At 66.7% G+C, this 16769-nt stretch carries 11 protein-coding genes and 1 pseudogene; 2 read left to right on the forward strand and 10 right to left on the reverse strand.

Annotated elements, in window-relative coordinates:
- The 3 genes and pseudogenes from BMY06_RS32435 to BMY06_RS32445 form a co-directional block, all read right to left on the reverse strand.
- The coding region (locus BMY06_RS32435; protein ID WP_074987175.1) for a glutamate synthase subunit beta at window positions 1-1388 on the reverse strand (1388 nt) is incomplete at its 3' end.
- A gap of 102 nt (window positions 1389-1490) precedes the next feature.
- Entirely contained in the window at window positions 1491-6191 is a 4701-nt protein-coding gene (locus tag BMY06_RS32440) for a glutamate synthase-related protein (RefSeq protein ID WP_065062732.1), read from the reverse strand.
- Between the two features lie 667 nt (window positions 6192-6858).
- Window positions 6859-7554 (reverse strand): annotated as a pseudogene (locus BMY06_RS32445) (transposase); the annotation flags it as partial.
- A 185-nt stretch (window positions 7555-7739) separates the two neighbouring features.
- On the opposite strand from BMY06_RS32445, the gene BMY06_RS32450 reads away from it, so the two are divergent.
- Window positions 7740-8453 (forward strand): OmpW/AlkL family protein, encoded by a 714-nt coding sequence (locus BMY06_RS32450; RefSeq protein WP_074987159.1) that lies wholly within the window; start codon window positions 7740-7742, stop codon window positions 8451-8453.
- Window positions 8454-8943: 490 nt separating this feature from the next.
- Complete coding sequence (locus tag BMY06_RS32455; protein ID WP_065062735.1) at window positions 8944-9321, forward strand: ElaB/YgaM/YqjD family protein; 378 nt, start codon at window positions 8944-8946, stop codon at window positions 9319-9321.
- 165 nt (window positions 9322-9486) lie between these two features.
- On the opposite strand, the gene ugpQ is transcribed toward BMY06_RS32455, so the two are convergent.
- The 7 genes from ugpQ to BMY06_RS32490 all read right to left on the reverse strand — a co-directional run bounded on the left by ugpQ (window position 9487) and on the right by BMY06_RS32490 (window position 16757).
- Window positions 9487-10251 (reverse strand): glycerophosphodiester phosphodiesterase, encoded by a 765-nt coding sequence (gene ugpQ / locus BMY06_RS32460; RefSeq protein WP_074987160.1) that lies wholly within the window; start codon window positions 10249-10251, stop codon window positions 9487-9489.
- Window positions 10252-10291: 40 nt separating this feature from the next.
- Window positions 10292-11476: a deoxyguanosinetriphosphate triphosphohydrolase gene (locus tag BMY06_RS32465; RefSeq protein WP_074987176.1), complete on the reverse strand. Its 1185-nt coding sequence runs from the start codon at window positions 11474-11476 to the stop codon at window positions 10292-10294.
- Window positions 11477-11588: 112 nt separating this feature from the next.
- Complete coding sequence (aroB, locus tag BMY06_RS32470; protein WP_074987161.1) at window positions 11589-12671, reverse strand: 3-dehydroquinate synthase; 1083 nt, start codon at window positions 12669-12671, stop codon at window positions 11589-11591.
- 63 nt (window positions 12672-12734) lie between these two features.
- Window positions 12735-13289, reverse strand: a complete 555-nt coding sequence (locus BMY06_RS40345; protein ID WP_065062741.1) for a shikimate kinase — start codon at window positions 13287-13289, stop codon at window positions 12735-12737.
- A 365-nt stretch (window positions 13290-13654) separates the two neighbouring features.
- Window positions 13655-15274: a type IV pilus secretin PilQ gene (locus tag BMY06_RS32480; RefSeq protein WP_074987162.1), complete on the reverse strand. Its 1620-nt coding sequence runs from the start codon at window positions 15272-15274 to the stop codon at window positions 13655-13657.
- Window positions 15271-16170, reverse strand: a complete 900-nt coding sequence (locus BMY06_RS39160) for a hypothetical protein (protein ID WP_074987163.1) — start codon at window positions 16168-16170, stop codon at window positions 15271-15273. The genes BMY06_RS32480 and BMY06_RS39160 overlap by 4 nt, the downstream gene beginning before the upstream one ends.
- Entirely contained in the window at window positions 16167-16757 is a 591-nt protein-coding gene (locus BMY06_RS32490; protein ID WP_143064452.1) for a PilN domain-containing protein, read from the reverse strand. The genes BMY06_RS39160 and BMY06_RS32490 overlap by 4 nt, the downstream gene beginning before the upstream one ends.
- Window positions 16758-16769 lie beyond the last annotated feature (12 nt).

Raw genomic sequence — 16769 nt, forward strand, 5'->3', positions numbered from 1 at the left:
ACCACCAGCGACTGGCCACGGCGCATGTCGCCCGCCGTGAACACCTTGTCGACCGACGTGTAGTACGCCTTGTCGCCTTCGGTCGAGGCGCGCACGTTGCCGCGCGCATCCTTGTCCACGCCGAACGCCTCGAGCACCGGCGAAACCGGCTGCGTGAAGCCCATCGCGAGCAGCACGAGGTCGGCCTTCATTTCGAATTCCGAGCCCGGCACTTCGACCATCTTGCCGTCCTTCCACTCGACGCGCGCGGCGATCAGCTTCTCGACCTTGCCGTTCTTGCCTTCGAGACGCTTGGTCGCGACAGCCCAGTCACGCGAGCAGCCTTCCTCGTGCGACGACGAGGTGCGCAGCTTGACCGGCCAGTACGGCCACACGAGCGGCTTGTTCTCGACTTCCGGCGGCTGCGGCAGCAGTTCGAACTGCGTGACGCTCTTCGCGCCATGACGATTCGACGTGCCCACGCAGTCCGAGCCCGTATCGCCGCCGCCGATCACGACGACGTGCTTGCCCTTCGCCACCAGCTGGTCCGCCAGCTTGTCGCCCGCGTTGACCTTGTTCTGCTGCGGCAGGAACTCCATCGCGTAGTACACGCCTTCGAGTTCGCGGCCCGGCACCGGCAGATCGCGCGGCGTTTCCGAACCGCCTGCGATCACCACGGCGTCGAACTGGTCCTTCAGCTCGTCCGGCGAAATGGTTTCCTTCGCCGTGTTGCCGATGTAAGCCGGCAGCTCGCCCTTGCCGATGAACACGCTGGTGCGGAACGTCACGCCTTCGGCTTCCATCTGGCGCATGCGGCGGTCGATCAGCCACTTTTCCAGCTTGAAGTCGGGGATGCCGTAGCGCAGCAGGCCACCGACGCGGTCGTTCTTTTCGAACACGGTTACGTCGTGACCGGCGCGCGCCAGTTGCTGCGCCGTGGCCAGACCCGCGGGGCCCGAACCGACGACCGCGACCTTCTTGCCCGTCTTGTGCTTCGCGACTTGCGGCGCAACCCAGCCTTCGGCCCAGGCCTTGTCGATGATCGCGTGCTCGATCGACTTGATGCCGACCGGGTCGTTGTTGATGCCGAGCGTACACGCCGCTTCGCAGGGCGCCGGGCAGATGCGGCCCGTGAACTCGGGGAAGTTGTTGGTCGAGTGCAGGACGTCGATCGCGCTCTTCCAGTCCTGGCGGAACACGAGGTCGTTGAAGTCCGGAATGATGTTGTTGACCGGGCAGCCGTTGTTGCAGAACGGGATGCCGCAGTCCATGCAGCGAGCGCCCTGGACCTTCGCGTCGGCGTCCGTAAGCGCCGCGACGAATTCCTTGTAGTGCTTCACACGCGTGAGCGGTGCTTCGTACGCCTCATGCTGGCGCTCGAACTCGAGAAAACCGGTTGCCTTACCCATGTGGTTCTCGTCTATCTAATCTATTCAGTGAGGGGGACCGCGCCCGCCGCCGCATCAGGTGCGCGGCGGGCGAATCATCGTCTTGGAGTCGTCTTCGCGGGATTAAGCGGCCAGTTCTTCCTGGTTCGCCTTCTTCGCGCCGATTTCGCCCAGTGCGCGCTTGTATTCCGTCGGGAACACCTTCACGAACTGGCGGCGTGCCGCGTCCCAGTTTTCCAGCAGCGCCTTTGCACGCGGCGAGCCGGTGAACTGGAAGTGACGCTCGACGAGTCCCTTGAGCAGCGCTTCGTCGGTCTGGCCGGCGTGCCACAGTGCGCGGTCGACCGTGCGTTCCTGCTCGGCCTGTTGCAGCACCGGTTCGAGCGTGACCATCGCCTTGTTGCACTTGCCGGCGAACGTGCCTTCCGGATCGAACACGTAGGCGATACCGCCCGACATGCCCGCCGCGAAGTTACGGCCCGTTTCGCCGAGCACGACCACCGTGCCGCCCGTCATGTATTCGCAGCCGTGGTCGCCCGTGCCTTCGACGATCGCCGTCGCGCCCGAGTTACGCACCGCGAAACGCTCGCCCGCCACGCCACGCAGGAAGGCTTCGCCTTCGAGCGCGCCGTACATCACCGTGTTGCCGCAGATGATGTTTTCTTCGGACTTGCCGCGGAAGTCGTTGGTCGGACGGATGATGATGCGGCCGCCCGAGAGACCCTTGCCCACGTAGTCGTTGCCGTCGCCGACGAGATCCAGCGTGATGCCGCGTGCGAGGAACGCGCCGAAGCTCTGACCCGCCGTGCCCTTGAGCTGGATGTGGATCGAGTCTTCCGGCAGGCCGTCGTGGCCGTACTGCTTCGCCACCACGCCCGAGAGCATCGCGCCGACCGTACGGTTGACGTTGCGCACCGGCTGGATGAACGAGACGTGCTCGCCCTTCTCGATCGCGGCCTTCGCCTTCTCGATCAGCGTGTGATCGAGCGCGCGGTCCAGACCGTGATCCTGCGTGTCGACGTGCTTGCGTGCCACTTCGTCGCCGACTTGCGGCTGATAGAACACGCGCGAGAAGTCGAGACCCTTCGCCTTCCAGTGTTCCACGCCACGGCGCGTGTCGAGCAGATCCGCGCGGCCAACCAGATCGTCGAACTTGCGGATGCCGAGTTGCGCCATGATTTCGCGCACTTCTTCAGCGATGAAGAAGAAGAAGTTGACGACGTGCTCGGGCTGGCCCGAGAACTTCGCGCGCAGCACCGGATCTTGCGTCGCGACGCCGACCGGGCAGGTGTTCAGATGGCACTTGCGCATCATGATGCAGCCCTGCACGACGAGCGGCGCCGTCGCGAAGCCGAATTCGTCGGCGCCGAGCAGCGCGCCGATCACCACGTCGCGGCCCGTCTTCATCTGACCGTCGGCCTGCACGCGGATACGGCCGCGCAGCTGGTTCAGCACCAGGGTTTGCTGCGTTTCCGCGAGACCGAGTTCCCACGGCGTGCCGGCGTGCTTGAGCGACGACAGCGGCGAAGCGCCCGTGCCGCCGTCGTGGCCCGCGATCACGACGTGGTCGGCCTTGGCCTTCGCCACGCCTGCCGCCACCGTGCCCACGCCCACTTCCGACACCAGCTTCACCGAAATCGACGACACCGGGTTCACGTTCTTCAGATCGTGAATCAGCTGCGCCAGATCTTCGATCGAGTAGATGTCATGGTGCGGCGGCGGCGAGATGAGGCCCACGCCCGGCACCGAGTAACGCAGCTTGCCGATGTATTCCGACACCTTGTGGCCCGGCAGCTGACCGCCTTCGCCCGGCTTCGCGCCCTGCGCCATCTTGATCTGGATCTGGTCCGCCGACGACAGGTATTCCGCCGACACGCCGAAGCGGCCCGACGCGACCTGCTTGATCTTCGAACGCAGCGAGTCGCCATCCTTCAGCGGGATGTCCTTGACGACTTCCGGCCCGATGATCGACTGCATCGTGTCGCCGTTCTTGATCGGAATGCCGCGCAGTTCGTTGCGATAACGCTTCTCGTCTTCGCCGCCTTCACCCGTGTTCGACTTGCCGCCGATGCGGTTCATCGCGACCGCCAGCGTGGCGTGCGCTTCCGTCGAGATCGAGCCGAGCGACATCGCGCCCGTGGCGAAGCGCTTGACGATTTCCTTGGCCGGCTCGACGTCGTCGATCGAGATCGCGCGCGCCGGGTCGAGGCGGAATTCGAACAGACCGCGGAAGGTCATGTGGCGCTTGGTCTGATCGTTGATCAGGTGCGCGTATTCCTTGTACGTCTGATACGAGTTGCTGCGCGCCGAGTGCTGGAGCTTGGCGATCGCGTCCGGCGTCCACATGTGGTCTTCGCCGCGCACGCGGTACGCGTACTCGCCGCCCGCGTCGAGCATGTTCGCGAGGATCGGGTTGTCGCCGAACGCGTCGCGGTGCATGCGGATCGCTTCTTCCGCGACGTCGAACAGGCCGATGCCGCCGACCTTCGAGGCCGTGCCCTTGAAGTACTTGGCGATCAGTTCGTCGGCGAGGCCGACTGCTTCGAAGATCTGCGCGCCCGTGTACGACATGTACGTGGAGATGCCCATCTTCGACATCACCTTGAGCAGGCCCTTGCCCACTGCCTTGGTGAAGTTGTAGACCGCCTTGTCCGCCGACAGGTCGCCCTTCAGGCCCTGCGCCATCTGCGCGAGCGTTTCCATCGCGAGGTACGGGTGAACGGCTTCCGCGCCGAAGCCCGCGAGCAGCGCGAAGTGGTGCGTTTCACGCGCCGAACCCGTTTCCACGACGAGACCCGTGCTCGTGCGCAGACCGTGCTGCACGAGGTGCGAGTGGATCGCCGAGGTGGCGAGCAGCGCGGGAATAGCGACGTTGTCGCGGTCCGCGCGGCGGTCCGACACGATCAGGATGTTGTAGCCCGACTTGACTGCGTCGACGGCTTCCGCGCACAGCGACGCGAGGCGCGCCTCGATGCCTTCCTTGCCCCACGACACCGGATAGCAGATGTTCAGCTCGTAGCTGCTGAACTTGCCGCCCGTGTACTGCTCGATCGCGCGGATCTTCGCGATGTCCTTGAAGTCGAGCACCGGCTGCGACACTTCGAGACGCATCGGCGGGTTGATGTTGTTGGTGTCGAGCAGGTTCGGCTTCGGGCCGATGAACGACACGAGCGACATCACCATGTTTTCGCGGATCGGGTCGATCGGCGGGTTGGTGACCTGCGCGAACAGCTGCTTGAAGTAGTTGTAGAGCGTCTTGTTCTTGTTGGACATGACCGCCAGCGGCGAGTCGTTGCCCATCGAACCGACAGCCTCTTCACCCGACATCGCCATCGGCGCCATCAGGAACTTCAGGTCTTCCTGCGTGTAGCCGAACGCCTGCTGACGGTCGAGCAGCGCGGCGGCTTCGGCGCGCGCGGTCGCGACGTCTTCCGCCTTCGGCTCGATCTCGTCGAGCTTGATGCGCACGGCGTCGATCCAGCTCTTGTACGGCTTGGCGTTGGCGAGGTTGTCCTTCAGTTCCTTGTCGTCGATGATGCGGCCGTGTTCCATGTCGATCAGGAACATCTTGCCCGGCTGCAGACGCCACTTCTTGACGATCTTCGACTCGGGGATCGGCAGCGTGCCGGCTTCCGACGCCATGATGACCAGGTCGTCGTCGGTGACGATGTAGCGCGCCGGACGCAGACCGTTACGGTCGAGCGTCGCGCCGATCTGGCGGCCGTCGGTGAAGGCGATCGCGGCGGGGCCGTCCCACGGCTCCATCATCGCTGCGTGGTATTCGTAGAACGCCTTGCGGTTCTCGTCCATCAGCGTGTGCTGTTCCCAGGCTTCCGGGATCATCATCATCATCGCGTGGACGAGCGGGTAACCGGCCATCACCAGCAGTTCGAGGCAGTTGTCGAACGATGCCGTGTCCGACTGGCCCGGATAGATCAGCGGCCAGAGCTTGGGCAGGTCGTCGCCGAGGACGTGCGAGGCGATCGCGCCGGTACGGGCGTTCAGCCAGTTCACGTTGCCCTTCACGGTGTTGATTTCACCGTTGTGGGCAATCATGCGGTACGGGTGAGCCAGTTCCCACGCCGGGAACGTGTTGGTTGAGAAGCGCTGGTGCACGAGCGCCAGTGCCGACACCACGCGCTCGTCTTGCAGGTCGCGGTAGTACACGCCGACCTGACCGGCCAGCAGCAGGCCCTTGTAGACGACCGTGCGCGCCGAGCACGACGGCACGAAGTATTCCTTGCCGTGCTTGAGCTTGAGCGCCTGGATGCGGTGGCTCGCGGTCTTGCGGATGATGTACAGCTTGCGCTCGAGCGCGTCCGTGACCATCACGTCCTTGCCGCGGCCGATGAAGATCTGGCGGATCAGCGGCTCGCTGGCCTTGACCGTGGGCGAGATCGGCATGGCGTGATCGACCGGCACGTCGCGCCAGCCGAGCACCACCTGGCCTTCGGCGCGCACCGTGCGCTCGAGTTCCTGTTCGCAGGCGAGACGCGAAGCGTGTTCCTTCGGCAGGAAGATCATGCCGACGCCATATTCGCCAGCCGGCGGCAACGTCACGCCTTGCTTGGCCATTTCCTCGCGGTAGAACGCGTCCGGAATCTGGATCAGGATGCCCGCGCCGTCGCCCATCAGCGGATCGGCGCCGACGGCGCCCCGATGGTCGAGGTTTTCGAGAATCTTCAGCCCTTGCTGAATGATTTCGTGACTTTTCTTGCCCTTGATATGGGCGACGAAGCCGACGCCGCATGCGTCGTGTTCGTTTTGCGGGTCATAGAGACCTTGCGCGGCGGGCACCGCGGCGCGCTGCTGGTGATCGTTCATGGGGACACCGTCCTAGAGGGGCCAGGGGAATGGCCGTTGATTCCGTACTTTGTTTTCCCGCCGCTTGCGTGACCGCTGTACGGCGTTGCGCGGGCGATGCTGGCTTCCCGCGTTGTGCGTCCAGGAGAGCCGAAAGGCGAATATACGCGACGAATCAAGGGCATGCAAATAAAACCGTGTGGTTAGACCCCAATTATCAAGTTGGTGCATTGCACCGTAATTTTATTGGTGCCATATCAAAATCTGACAAAAGAAAACGGCGCTCGCGGACGCCGTTTTCAGAAGTAAGTCGTTGATCCGTAATGGATCGATTGCGGGTTCAGTGCGTACCGGTGCCCGGTTTGCGCTCCTCGTGCGCCGACGACGGACTGGAGACGCTACCGCTGCCCGACGCCGGCGAGGTGCCGGAATGGCCGGCAGAACCACCCGGATTTGTACCTGGCGTTGCGCCGGAACCACTGCTTCCGTGCGTGCCGCCGTGGCTGCCGGCGTGGTCGGAGCCCGTCGATCCCGAATTAGGGACCGATTGATGCTCGCCCGCAGCCGAAGCCGGACCGCCGGCCTGACCACTCGCGGCGGGCGCCGACGTGGCCGCGGCGGGCACCGCCGTCCCGGCAGCGCCGAGCGCACCCGATGCACCCGATGCAGCGCCCGCAGGCGTCGCTCCCGGCGCTTCGCGCACCTTGCGCGGCCGACCGCGCGGCAACGGCGAAACGCGCCGGTTGGCCGTACGCCCCGCCCATTCGCGATACGTGTCGCCGCCGAGCACCCAGCCCTTGAGCGTCGCCTGCATCAGCTGATTGGTTTCGCGCTCGTCGAGCGACTGCTCGCAGAGTTCGCGATACGCGCGCTGCCGCTCGAACGGCGTGTTGCCGAGCGCCCAGTACAGCGGATGGTCGGTGATCAGACTGTCGACGGTGAGCCCGATGTGATGCCGGTAGCTCGACCAGCGGTAATCCTCCGGCGCCGCGACAAGGTGATTGCGCACCGGCGCGAGTTCGACCACGCGGCTCGCGAGCAGGAAGAAACGCTCGCCCTCGATGACGGTCGCTCGGTAGCGCCCTTCCCACAACGTGCCGCGCCGCGCGTAACGCCGGTTGAAGTGCGCGACGTAACGCCGGCCGACCGCCTGCATCGCCTTGGGAAGGCTCGATTCGTCGGAGGGAGTGACGAGCAGCTGCACCGCGCCGGGCATCAAGACCCACGCATGCACCGCCAGGTGGTGATCGCGCGCCGCTGCCTTCAGGCAGTCGATGAACAGTTCGTAGTCCTGGTCGTCGACGAAAGCGGGCTGCTGATCCAGTCCGCGCAGAATCACATGCTGCGGCTGGTCAGGAACATAAAGACGTGCAAGCCGTGCCATGCTCGATTTTCCTGGTACGTTGGTGAATACCCGCATGCCCGCCAGGCCGCGCCGGCGCTCGCTCTCGCGGGCATGCGGCTCGGGCGGAAAGCGCGCGGCGCTTAGGGAGAAACTTCTAACGACTGCATATGGTTTGTTGCAAACGTTGTGTACATAATGTGCGGGCCTTTAATGGAGGAGCACATATGAAATTAAAACAGGCGCTGGTAGCGATTTTCGCGGTCGCCGGCATGTCGGGGGCATACGCGCAATCGGCCAACACGTTCTACGTAACAACGGGGTGGTTCCGTCTCATGCCGCAAGACTCGAGCGATCCGCTCAAGATCGACAGCGTGGGCGGCACAACGGTCAACCAGGCTTTCCCGGGCACCGGCGCTAGCGTCGGCTCCGCGGACACGCTGGGCTTCTCGCTCGGTTACTTCATCACCGACAGCCTCGCGACCGAAGCCGAGCTTGGCATTCCGCCGAAGTTCGACATCTCGGGTGGCGGCAGCCTCAACCAGTTCGGCAAGGTTGGCTCTGCACGCCAGTGGAGCCCGGCGCTGCTTCTTAAGTACTACTTCAACAAACCGGACGCCAAATTCCGTCCGTACCTCGGCCTCGGCGCGACCTACGTCTGGTTCTCCGACGCGAAGATCACCAACGCCGCGTTCGAACAAAGCGTACTTGGGGGTCCGACCAGCGTTTCGACGAATCGTTCCTGGGCGCCCGTATTTAACGTCGGCTTCAACTACAACTTCACAAAGCACTGGTTCGCCGGTTTCTCGCTGTCGTACATCCCCGTCAACGTGACGGCGACGTACACGAGCACCACCGAACTCGGCACCACGCGCAAGGCGGAATCGAAGATCCACCTGAATCCGCTCGTGACGTACCTGAAGGTCGGCTACATGTTCTGAGCGCCGTTCGGTGCGACAGGCAACACCAGCAAGATCGGCAAGACAGGCGACATCGGCAACAACGCCGGCATGCGTGGAAACATCCACGGAAAAGTCAGCGGAAACATCAGCAACGTTTGCAACGTATGCAGCAGCTCTCCGTCCCGCCGTTACGGCGTCCGACGGAGAGCGGCATGCTTCAGCCGTGTCTCGCCTCCCACGCATCTCCCCTCCTACGCCAGCACCAGATGTTCCTGACAATTCGATTGGCTTTTCTTGATTCTATGCCTCTCGGAAAAAGCGTGCTGTCCCCGTAATCATTTATCTGCACCCCGCCGCAACAGGATGCCGCCGAGCCCCGCCGGACGGGCCTGTGCGTCGATTCGACCGGACACGCTCGCGCGCCGGGCACCGGATTTGCGCAATACTTCGACTCCAGCCCTCGACCGCGCAGCCCTTTTTCGTGCACGCGGCGCGAGCCTCTTACCTGTTTTCCAAGACGGAGCCATTCATGAGCGCATTTCCGAACACGCGTGACGCCCTCGGAGAATCCTGGACGCGCACGGGCCGCCACGCGCGCCGCATCGCGCGACGCGGCCGCAGCGCGGCGTCCGATATCGCAGACGAGCTGCGTGACCTGCTCGCCGAACTGGAAACCACGCTAGGCGACGGCACCCAGGCCGACGCCGCGGCGTTGCGCGCGGACGTTCGCAAACGCCTCGACGCCGCGCGCGAGCGACTCGAAGTGGCGCGCGCCGCCACGCGCGAGCGCGCCGGCCAGGCGATGGATAACGCCGACGACTACGTGCACGCCAACCCGTGGCAAGCGATTGCGATCGTGGGCGGCGTGGCGCTGGTCGCGGGCGCGATTCTCGCGCGCTGCCGCTAGGCGGGCCGGGCCGCACGAACCTGAGAGCACGGCGCCACGTGCATGACCTGCAACGCGCGCCGCGACAGACTGCGCAACGACAGCGAAATAGCTGGAATAGTTGTCGGATAAGTGCGCAGTGAACACGCCCTGACGATGCTCGCCAGGCGCCCGGCGTTTCGGGCGTCAGTCGAGCGCGTGCGGGCCGATCAGATCGATGCGGTCCGTGCAAACGGTATCGACGCCCCAGCGCACTAGGCGCTGCGCGGTGTCGAGGTCGTTCACCGTATAGGCGAGGATAAACAGGCCCGCTTCCTTGATGCGGGCCACGAGCGCTTCGTCGAGATGACGATAGCTCGCGTGCAGCGAGACACAGCCGAGCGCGGCCGTCTGCTCGCGCCAGTCGTCGGGCACACGCTCGACCAGCAAGCCGCGCGGCACATCCGGCGCGGCCTCGCGCGCCGCTATCAGGGCTTCGACCGAGAACGACGACAGCAGCGGCGGCAACGCGCCCGCCGCCATCGGCTTCGCCCACAGACGCGCGGTTTCGGCGGCGACGAGACGACCCGTTTGCGCATCGCGCCCCGGACACGGCTTGATCTCCACATTCGCCGCGAGCCCTTCCTCGCGGCAGCACTGCGCGGCTTCCGCGAGCGTGGGCATGTGCTCGTCCTCGAAACGCGCGTCGAGCCAGCTGCCCGCATCGAACGCCGCGATCTGCCGATAACGCAGTTGCGCCGCCGCGCCCTGCCCGTTCGAGGTGCGATCGAGCGTGTCGTCGTGCAGCAGGAACGTGACGTCGTCGGCGGAAAGTTTGACGTCGAACTCCGCCATCGTATGCCCGAAAGCCGCGCCGACGCACAGCCCGGCGAGCGTGTTCTCCGGCGCGAGCGTGCCGCCGCCGCGATGCGCGACCACGCGCGGATAAGGCCAGGTTTTCATCGGTTGCATGCGTGTGCTCGGTGCGGTTTGCGCGGGGCGCGGTCGTTCGTCAGACGTCGTCGGCGACGACAAACAGACGGCGGTATTCCTTCAGCGCGTAGCGATCGGTCATGCCCGCGATGTAATGCGCGATCTGACGCGGCTGCGTGGTCTCGTCGTGCATCTGGTACGCGGGCGGCAGCAGGCGCGGATCGTCGGTGAACGCGTCGAAAAGTCCCTTCACGACGCGCCGCGCCTTGTTCGCCATGCGCATCACGCGATAGTGGCGATACAGGTTGCGATAGAGAAAACGCTTGAGCGCGGCCGCCTGCGTCGCGACGCGTTCGCTGTGCGCGACGAGCGGCGGCGCGGCGCGCACTTCGTCGAGCGAGCGCGGCGCGTGCTCGGCGAGATTGCGGCTCGTCTGCCCGATCAAATCGACGATCAGCGTATTGATGATGCGCCGCACGGTCTCGTGAATCAGCCGCCGCCCGTCGATCTGCGGATACTCGGCGCGCGCGGCCTCGTAATGGGTCTGCCAGAGTTCGACTTCGGCGAGCTGCTCGATCGTCAGGAGACCGGAACGCAGCCCGTCGTCGACGTCGTGATTGTTGTAGGCGATTTCGTCGGCGATATTCGCGATTTGCGCCTCGATGGACGGCTGGCGTCCGAGCAGGAAGCGCTCGCCCAGTTCGCCCAGACGCCGCGCGTTCTCGCGCGAGCAATGCTTGAGAATGCCCTCGCGCGTCTCGAAACAGAGATTGAGGCCGTCGAACGCGCCGTAGTGCTCCTCCAGTTCGTCGACGACCGCGAGACTTTGCAGGTTGTGCTCGAAGCCGCCGTGCTCGCCCATGCACTCGTTGAGCGCGTCCTGGCCCGCATGGCCGAACGGCGTATGACCGAGGTCGTGCGCAAGCGAAATCGCCTCGACGAGATCCTCGTTCACGCGCAGTTGCCGCGCGACCGAACGCGCGATCTGCGCGACTTCGAGGCTGTGCGTCAGCCGCGTGCGGAACAGATCGCCTTCGTGATTCACGAAGACCTGGGTCTTGTATTCGAGCCGGCGAAACGCCGTGGAATGGACGATGCGGTCGCGGTCGCGCTGGAATTCGCTGCGCGCGGCGGGCGGCGCTTCGGCGTGACGGCGGCCGCGCGACTGCGAGGCGTGTGCCGCGTAAGGGGCAAGCCCCGCGTCGGGCGAGGCGCTCAGCGCGTCGGCGAAAGGCGCGCCAGGATTGCTGCGGGTGTCGCTCAACGGTTCCTCCGCAAGGATCGCGACGCGTGCGCCGGACGACACGTCAATCGAGTCGCCAGCCGCGTCGCAGGAAAAGCCGCCACGGCGGCGCGAGCCGCGCGCGGCGACGCGCTCAGCGCGCGACGGTGGCGGCCAGCGTGGCCTGCACGGCTTCGTCGGGCGCGCGGCCGATATGCGTTTCGCCGAAGCGCTTGAGCAGGATGAACTTGATCGCGCCGCCCTCGGCCTTCTTGTCGACCTGCATCAGATCGACGTAACGCTCAGCGCCGAGCGCCGGCGCGACGACCGGCAGATGCGCGGCTTCCACCACGCGCACGAGCCGCTCGCGCGAAGCCTCGTCGAGCATGCCGACGCGCACCGACAGATCGGCCGCCATCACCATGCCGCAGCCCACGGCCTCGCCGTGCAGCCACTCCCCGTAACCGAGGCCCGCTTCAATCGCGTGACCGAAGGTGTGGCCGAAATTGAGAATCGCGCGCAGACCGCCTTCGCGTTCGTCGGCGGCGACCACCGACGCCTTGATCTCGCACGAGCGCTTGACCGCGTGCGCGAGCGCCTCGGGCTCGCAGCGGTTGAGCGCTTCGACGTTCGCTTCGATCCACTCGAAGAATTCGGCGTCGGCGATCGCGCCCGTCTTGATGACTTCGGCCACGCCCGCCGCCAGCTCGCGCGGCGGCAGCGTGCGCAGCGCGCCGATGTCGGCGATCACGGCTTGCGGCTGGTAGAACGCGCCGATCATGTTCTTGCCGAGCGGATGATTGATGCCAGTCTTGCCGCCGACCGACGAATCGACCTGCGAGAGCAGCGTCGTGGGCACCTGGATGAACGGCACGCCGCGCATGTAGCAGGCCGCCGCGAAACCGGTCATGTCGCCCGTCACGCCGCCGCCGAGTGCGATCAGCGTAGTCTTGCGGTCGGCGCGCGACGTGAGCAGCGCGTCGAAGATCTGATTGAGCGTTTCCCAGTTCTTGTGCGCCTCGCCGTCGGGCAGCACGACCGTGTTGACGTCCTTGCCGAGCGGCGCGAGCGCGGCGCGCAGCGTCTCGCCGTAAAGCGGATCGACGACGGTATTGGTGACGATCGTCACCGACTTGCCGGCGATGTGCGGCGCGAACAGCGCCGTCTGGCCGATGAGGTCGGAGCCGATGTGGATGGGGTAGGCGCGGTCGCCCAGTTCGACGTTGACGGTAATCATGCCAGGCAATAGTTCAGTGATGAGGCGCTGATGGGGAACGCGGGCGACTTGCGTGACGCGCTACTACTCGCGCGCCGGCGCGCGCAGCACGCCGGCCATGTCGAGCTGCATCAGCACCATGTTGACGAGCCCGTTGACCGAAGGCCGGCCGGTCTCGATCACGAAATCGGCGACCTCGCGGTAGAGCGGATCGCGTTGCTCGTAGAGCGCTTCGAGTCGCCCTTTCGGGTCTTCGGTCTGCAGCAGCGGGCGATTCTTGTCGCGCCGCGTGCGCAGCCACAGATCGTGCGGGTGGGCGCGCAGATACACGACGAAACCGCGCTCCTTGAGCGCCGCGCGGTTTTCCGGGCGCAGCACGGCGCCGCCGCCGGTCGCGAGCACGATGCCCTCGCGCGCGCTCAGCTCGTCGATCATCTGCGCTTCGCGGTCGCGAAAGCCCGCTTCACCTTCCATTTCGAAGATCACGGGGATGCGCGCGCCGGTGCGCGCTTCGACCTCGTGATCGGAATCGAAAAACGGACGCTCAAGCCGGCGCGCGACCGCCCGGCCCACGGTCGTCTTCCCGGCGCCCATGAGCCCTACGAAAAATACATTGGCGTTAGCGTCCCGCACTTGCAGCGTTTCCTACGAAAGGTTGGTGCCGCAGCTTACTGGCAAAGCAGCGGCGTTGTCGAGCCTGCGGGCCGCACGATCCGGCCCCGAAGCGGATAAACCCGCTTTTTCGCGCGAATTTCCGCCGATTTGGGGCCGGTTCGTGCGCGATCTGCGCACGCGACACGATCCGCGTGGGGCCGCCGCAAACCGGAGGAAGGCTCAGTGCGATCACCGCGCGATCACCGCGTAGTCACCCGCGTAGTCACCCGCGTAGTCACCCGCGTAGTCACCCGCGTGGTCACCCGCGTGGTCACCCGCGTGGTCACCCGCGTGGTCACCCGCGTAGTCACCCGCGTAGTCACCCGCGTGGTCACCCGCGTGGTCACCCGTTAATCGCCGGTGACCACGCGCGGCGTGATGAACACCACCAGTTCGCTGCGTTTGTCCCAATGCGCGCGATGCGAAAAAAGCGCGCCCAAAAGCGGTATTTTGCCCAGGAGCGGCACGCGCGTCACATCATCGCGGTCGTCGGTCGCATCGATCCCCCCGATCGAGACCGTCCCGCCATCCTCGATTTCGACGCGCGTCTGCACATGTTTCGTGTTGATCGCGGGCCCCGCGGCGGTCTGCTCGCCCACGCTGTCCTTCGCGACGTCGAGGTCGAGAATCACGCGGCCGTCCGGCGTGATCTGCGGCTCGACCTCCAGTTTCAGGCTTGCGCGCCGAAACTGCACGCCCGATACACCTTGCCCGACCTTGGCCTGATACGGCAGCTCGGTGCCCTGCTCGACCACAGCCTTGGTGCGATCCGCCGTCACCACGCGCGGACTCGACACCACGCGCCCGCGCCCCTGCGCCTCCAGCGCGCTCAATTCGATGTCGAGCAGCCGGGTCGCGCGGGCGGCGAGCAACGTCAGGCCGAGTTGCGCGGCCGCGAAACCGTTGATCGCTCCCGCCCCCAGATCATAGAGCGTGCCGTCGGCGGCGCTGCCGCGCACGCCGCGCGCCGTGCCTTCGACCGCGTTCGGCGTCACGCCGAGCCGCACGCCCAGTTCGCGCGACAAGCCCTCGTCGCCTTCGACGATACGCGCTTCGATCAGCACCTGTCGCGCGGGCGCGTCCAGCCGCCGGATCAGGTCGGCGATCTGATCGAGCCGCCCCGCCAGATCGGTGACGAACAGCAGGTTCGTGCGCGCGTCCGCGACTGCCGCGCCGCGTTTGGACAGCGCGCGCTGCGTGCCGGAACCGCTCAACAGCCGCCGCAGATCCTCGGCGCGCGCGTAGTGCAGCTCGAACGCACGGCTCGCGAGCGGTTCGAGCTCGGCGGCGCGCGCATGCGCCTCGAAACGCAGCCGCTCGCGCGCGGCGAGATCCGCGGCGGGCGCGACCCAAAGCACGCCGCCGTGCCGCTCCATCGCGAGGCCGTTCGACTCCAGCAGCAGATCGAAGGCCGCGCGCCACGGCACGCGGTCGAGGCGTAGCGTGATCTGGCCGCGCACGCGCTCGCTCGCGACGATGTTCAGCCGCGTGAACTGCGCGAAGGCATGCAGCACGGCGGTAAGTTCCGCGCGCTGGAAGTTGAGCGAGATCGGACGGTCGGGCGGCAGGCCGTCGCTCCCGGACGCTGTGTCGGCAAGACGCGACGGCGCGGGCAGCGGCACCGGCGGCCCTTCGAGCGGCTCGGGCGCGGCGGCGGGCACTGCGGTGGGCACTGCGTCCGCGCCATTCGTGGACGGCGGCGCGGCCGGTCGCTCGTCAGCAGGATCGGCAGGCGTGTCCTGCGTCGTCGAAAATGGGTTGGCGGTCCAGCCCGCGGGCGCGTCGGCCTGCTCGCCTTCGGGCAAGGGCGGCACTTCGTGGCGCGCGATCATCTGCGCCGCCGTACGCCACGCGGGCGTCGGCAACGGTGGCGGCGCCGGCGGCAACGCGGCGTGCGCGCCCAGCGCGAACGCGAGCATCGGCCACGCAAGCGAGCGGGATAGCGGCTGAATTGAGCGAACGCGTTTCATCGGTGCGCCTCCGCCCAGTTCAGCACCTGCGTCGCGCCCTCGACGGACAGGACGACCCGCTCCGGACCCACGCCCGTCACGCGTCCGCCCGCGAGCGGCGCGCCTGGCTGAACGGCGAGCGTGCCGTCGGCGGTTTCGATCAGCGCGAGCACGCGTCCACGCTCGCTCAGCGTGCCGACGAGCCGCAGCGCGCCATCGCCCTGCACGCCCGACGCAGCGCCGCCGCCCGCTGCGAGCGCAAACCGGCTCGCGAACGGATCGCGCGCGGCATCGGTCCGTTCTTCGATTGCGGCGACTTCGGCGACGTCGGCCGCTTCGATCGCGACGGCGGGCAAACCGCCGAAAACGTGCAGCGTGGCCGCGATGGCAAGCGCGCTGCCGTTGCGCCGAACGACGATGTCCGCAGGCACCGCGAGTTCGGGCCACTCGGCGAGGCCTGCGAGAAAGGCGCGAAGCTGGGCGAAACCGCCCCGTGCCGCAAGTTTGGTCGCGCGGAACGCCTGCGCTTTCGCGCCGCCCGGCGCGGCAGGTTCCAGCGCGATCAAGACAAGTCCGGCGTCTGCCGCCAGCCGGGAAACGCTGCGGATGTCGTCGGCGCTCGTGTTCGCTTGCTCCGATTCCGCCGATCCCGTCAGTCTTGCGTCGCGCGGCCAGCCTTCGGCTTCGCGGCGCAGCGCGGGCAATCGCGCGAGCGTCCGCCGGGCGTCCGCGAGCCGCGCCTCGCCTTGGGCCAGCGCGCTTCGGGCCGCCTGCGCGCCGCCGGCATCGGTGAGAAAACACGCGATACCGCTCAGCAACGCGGCAAGCATCGCGAGCGTCGCGGCGACCAGCGCGCGCCGTCTTCGCGTCCATGTGTGTAGCGGCCGCCAGCCGCGCAACGTCGACATGGCGTTCATTTCGCCTCCTTCGCCGGCGCAGTCGAGACCGAATCCGAAGCCGGTGCAGTCGCGCCTTTCCAGACGAGCCGCGCAGCCACGCGAATCGGCTCGACGCGATGCGGGACGCTCGCGCCTGATCCACCGCGCGAACGTGCGCCGCCCGCCTCCTGCGCGCGCTTCATCTCCTGCACGCTCACGGCCTCGACCTCGGGCAGCGCGCGCAGGCGTTCGAGCCACGCCGCCGCCGCGATCTCGTCGGCGGCGTTGGCCAGCAACTCGGTGGCGTCGCCGTGCTGGGCCAGTTGTTCGAGCGCGACGCCTTCGGTGCGCGCCCGCGCCAGGCCGTCGACGAGCGCGAACAACCGCTGGAAAGGGCGCGCCCGCTCGCGCGCTTCACTCGAGGCAAGCTGCCGCGCGCGTGTCTCCCGAGCGAGCCGTTGCGCCTCGGCGAGCGGCGCGCCCAGTTGCGCGAGTTGCCGCTCCAGCGCCGCGTGCCGCGTCGCCAGGCGTGTCTGCTCGACGTGCTGCCAGCCCGCGACCGCGCAGCCGCACACGCCACCTAAAACCGCCGCCGCGAGCCATTCGAGCGCGCGACGCCGACGCACGCGCCGCACCGC

This window comes from Paraburkholderia tropica, assembly GCF_900109265.1.
GTDB classification, from domain to species: domain Bacteria; phylum Pseudomonadota; class Gammaproteobacteria; order Burkholderiales; family Burkholderiaceae; genus Paraburkholderia; species Paraburkholderia tropica.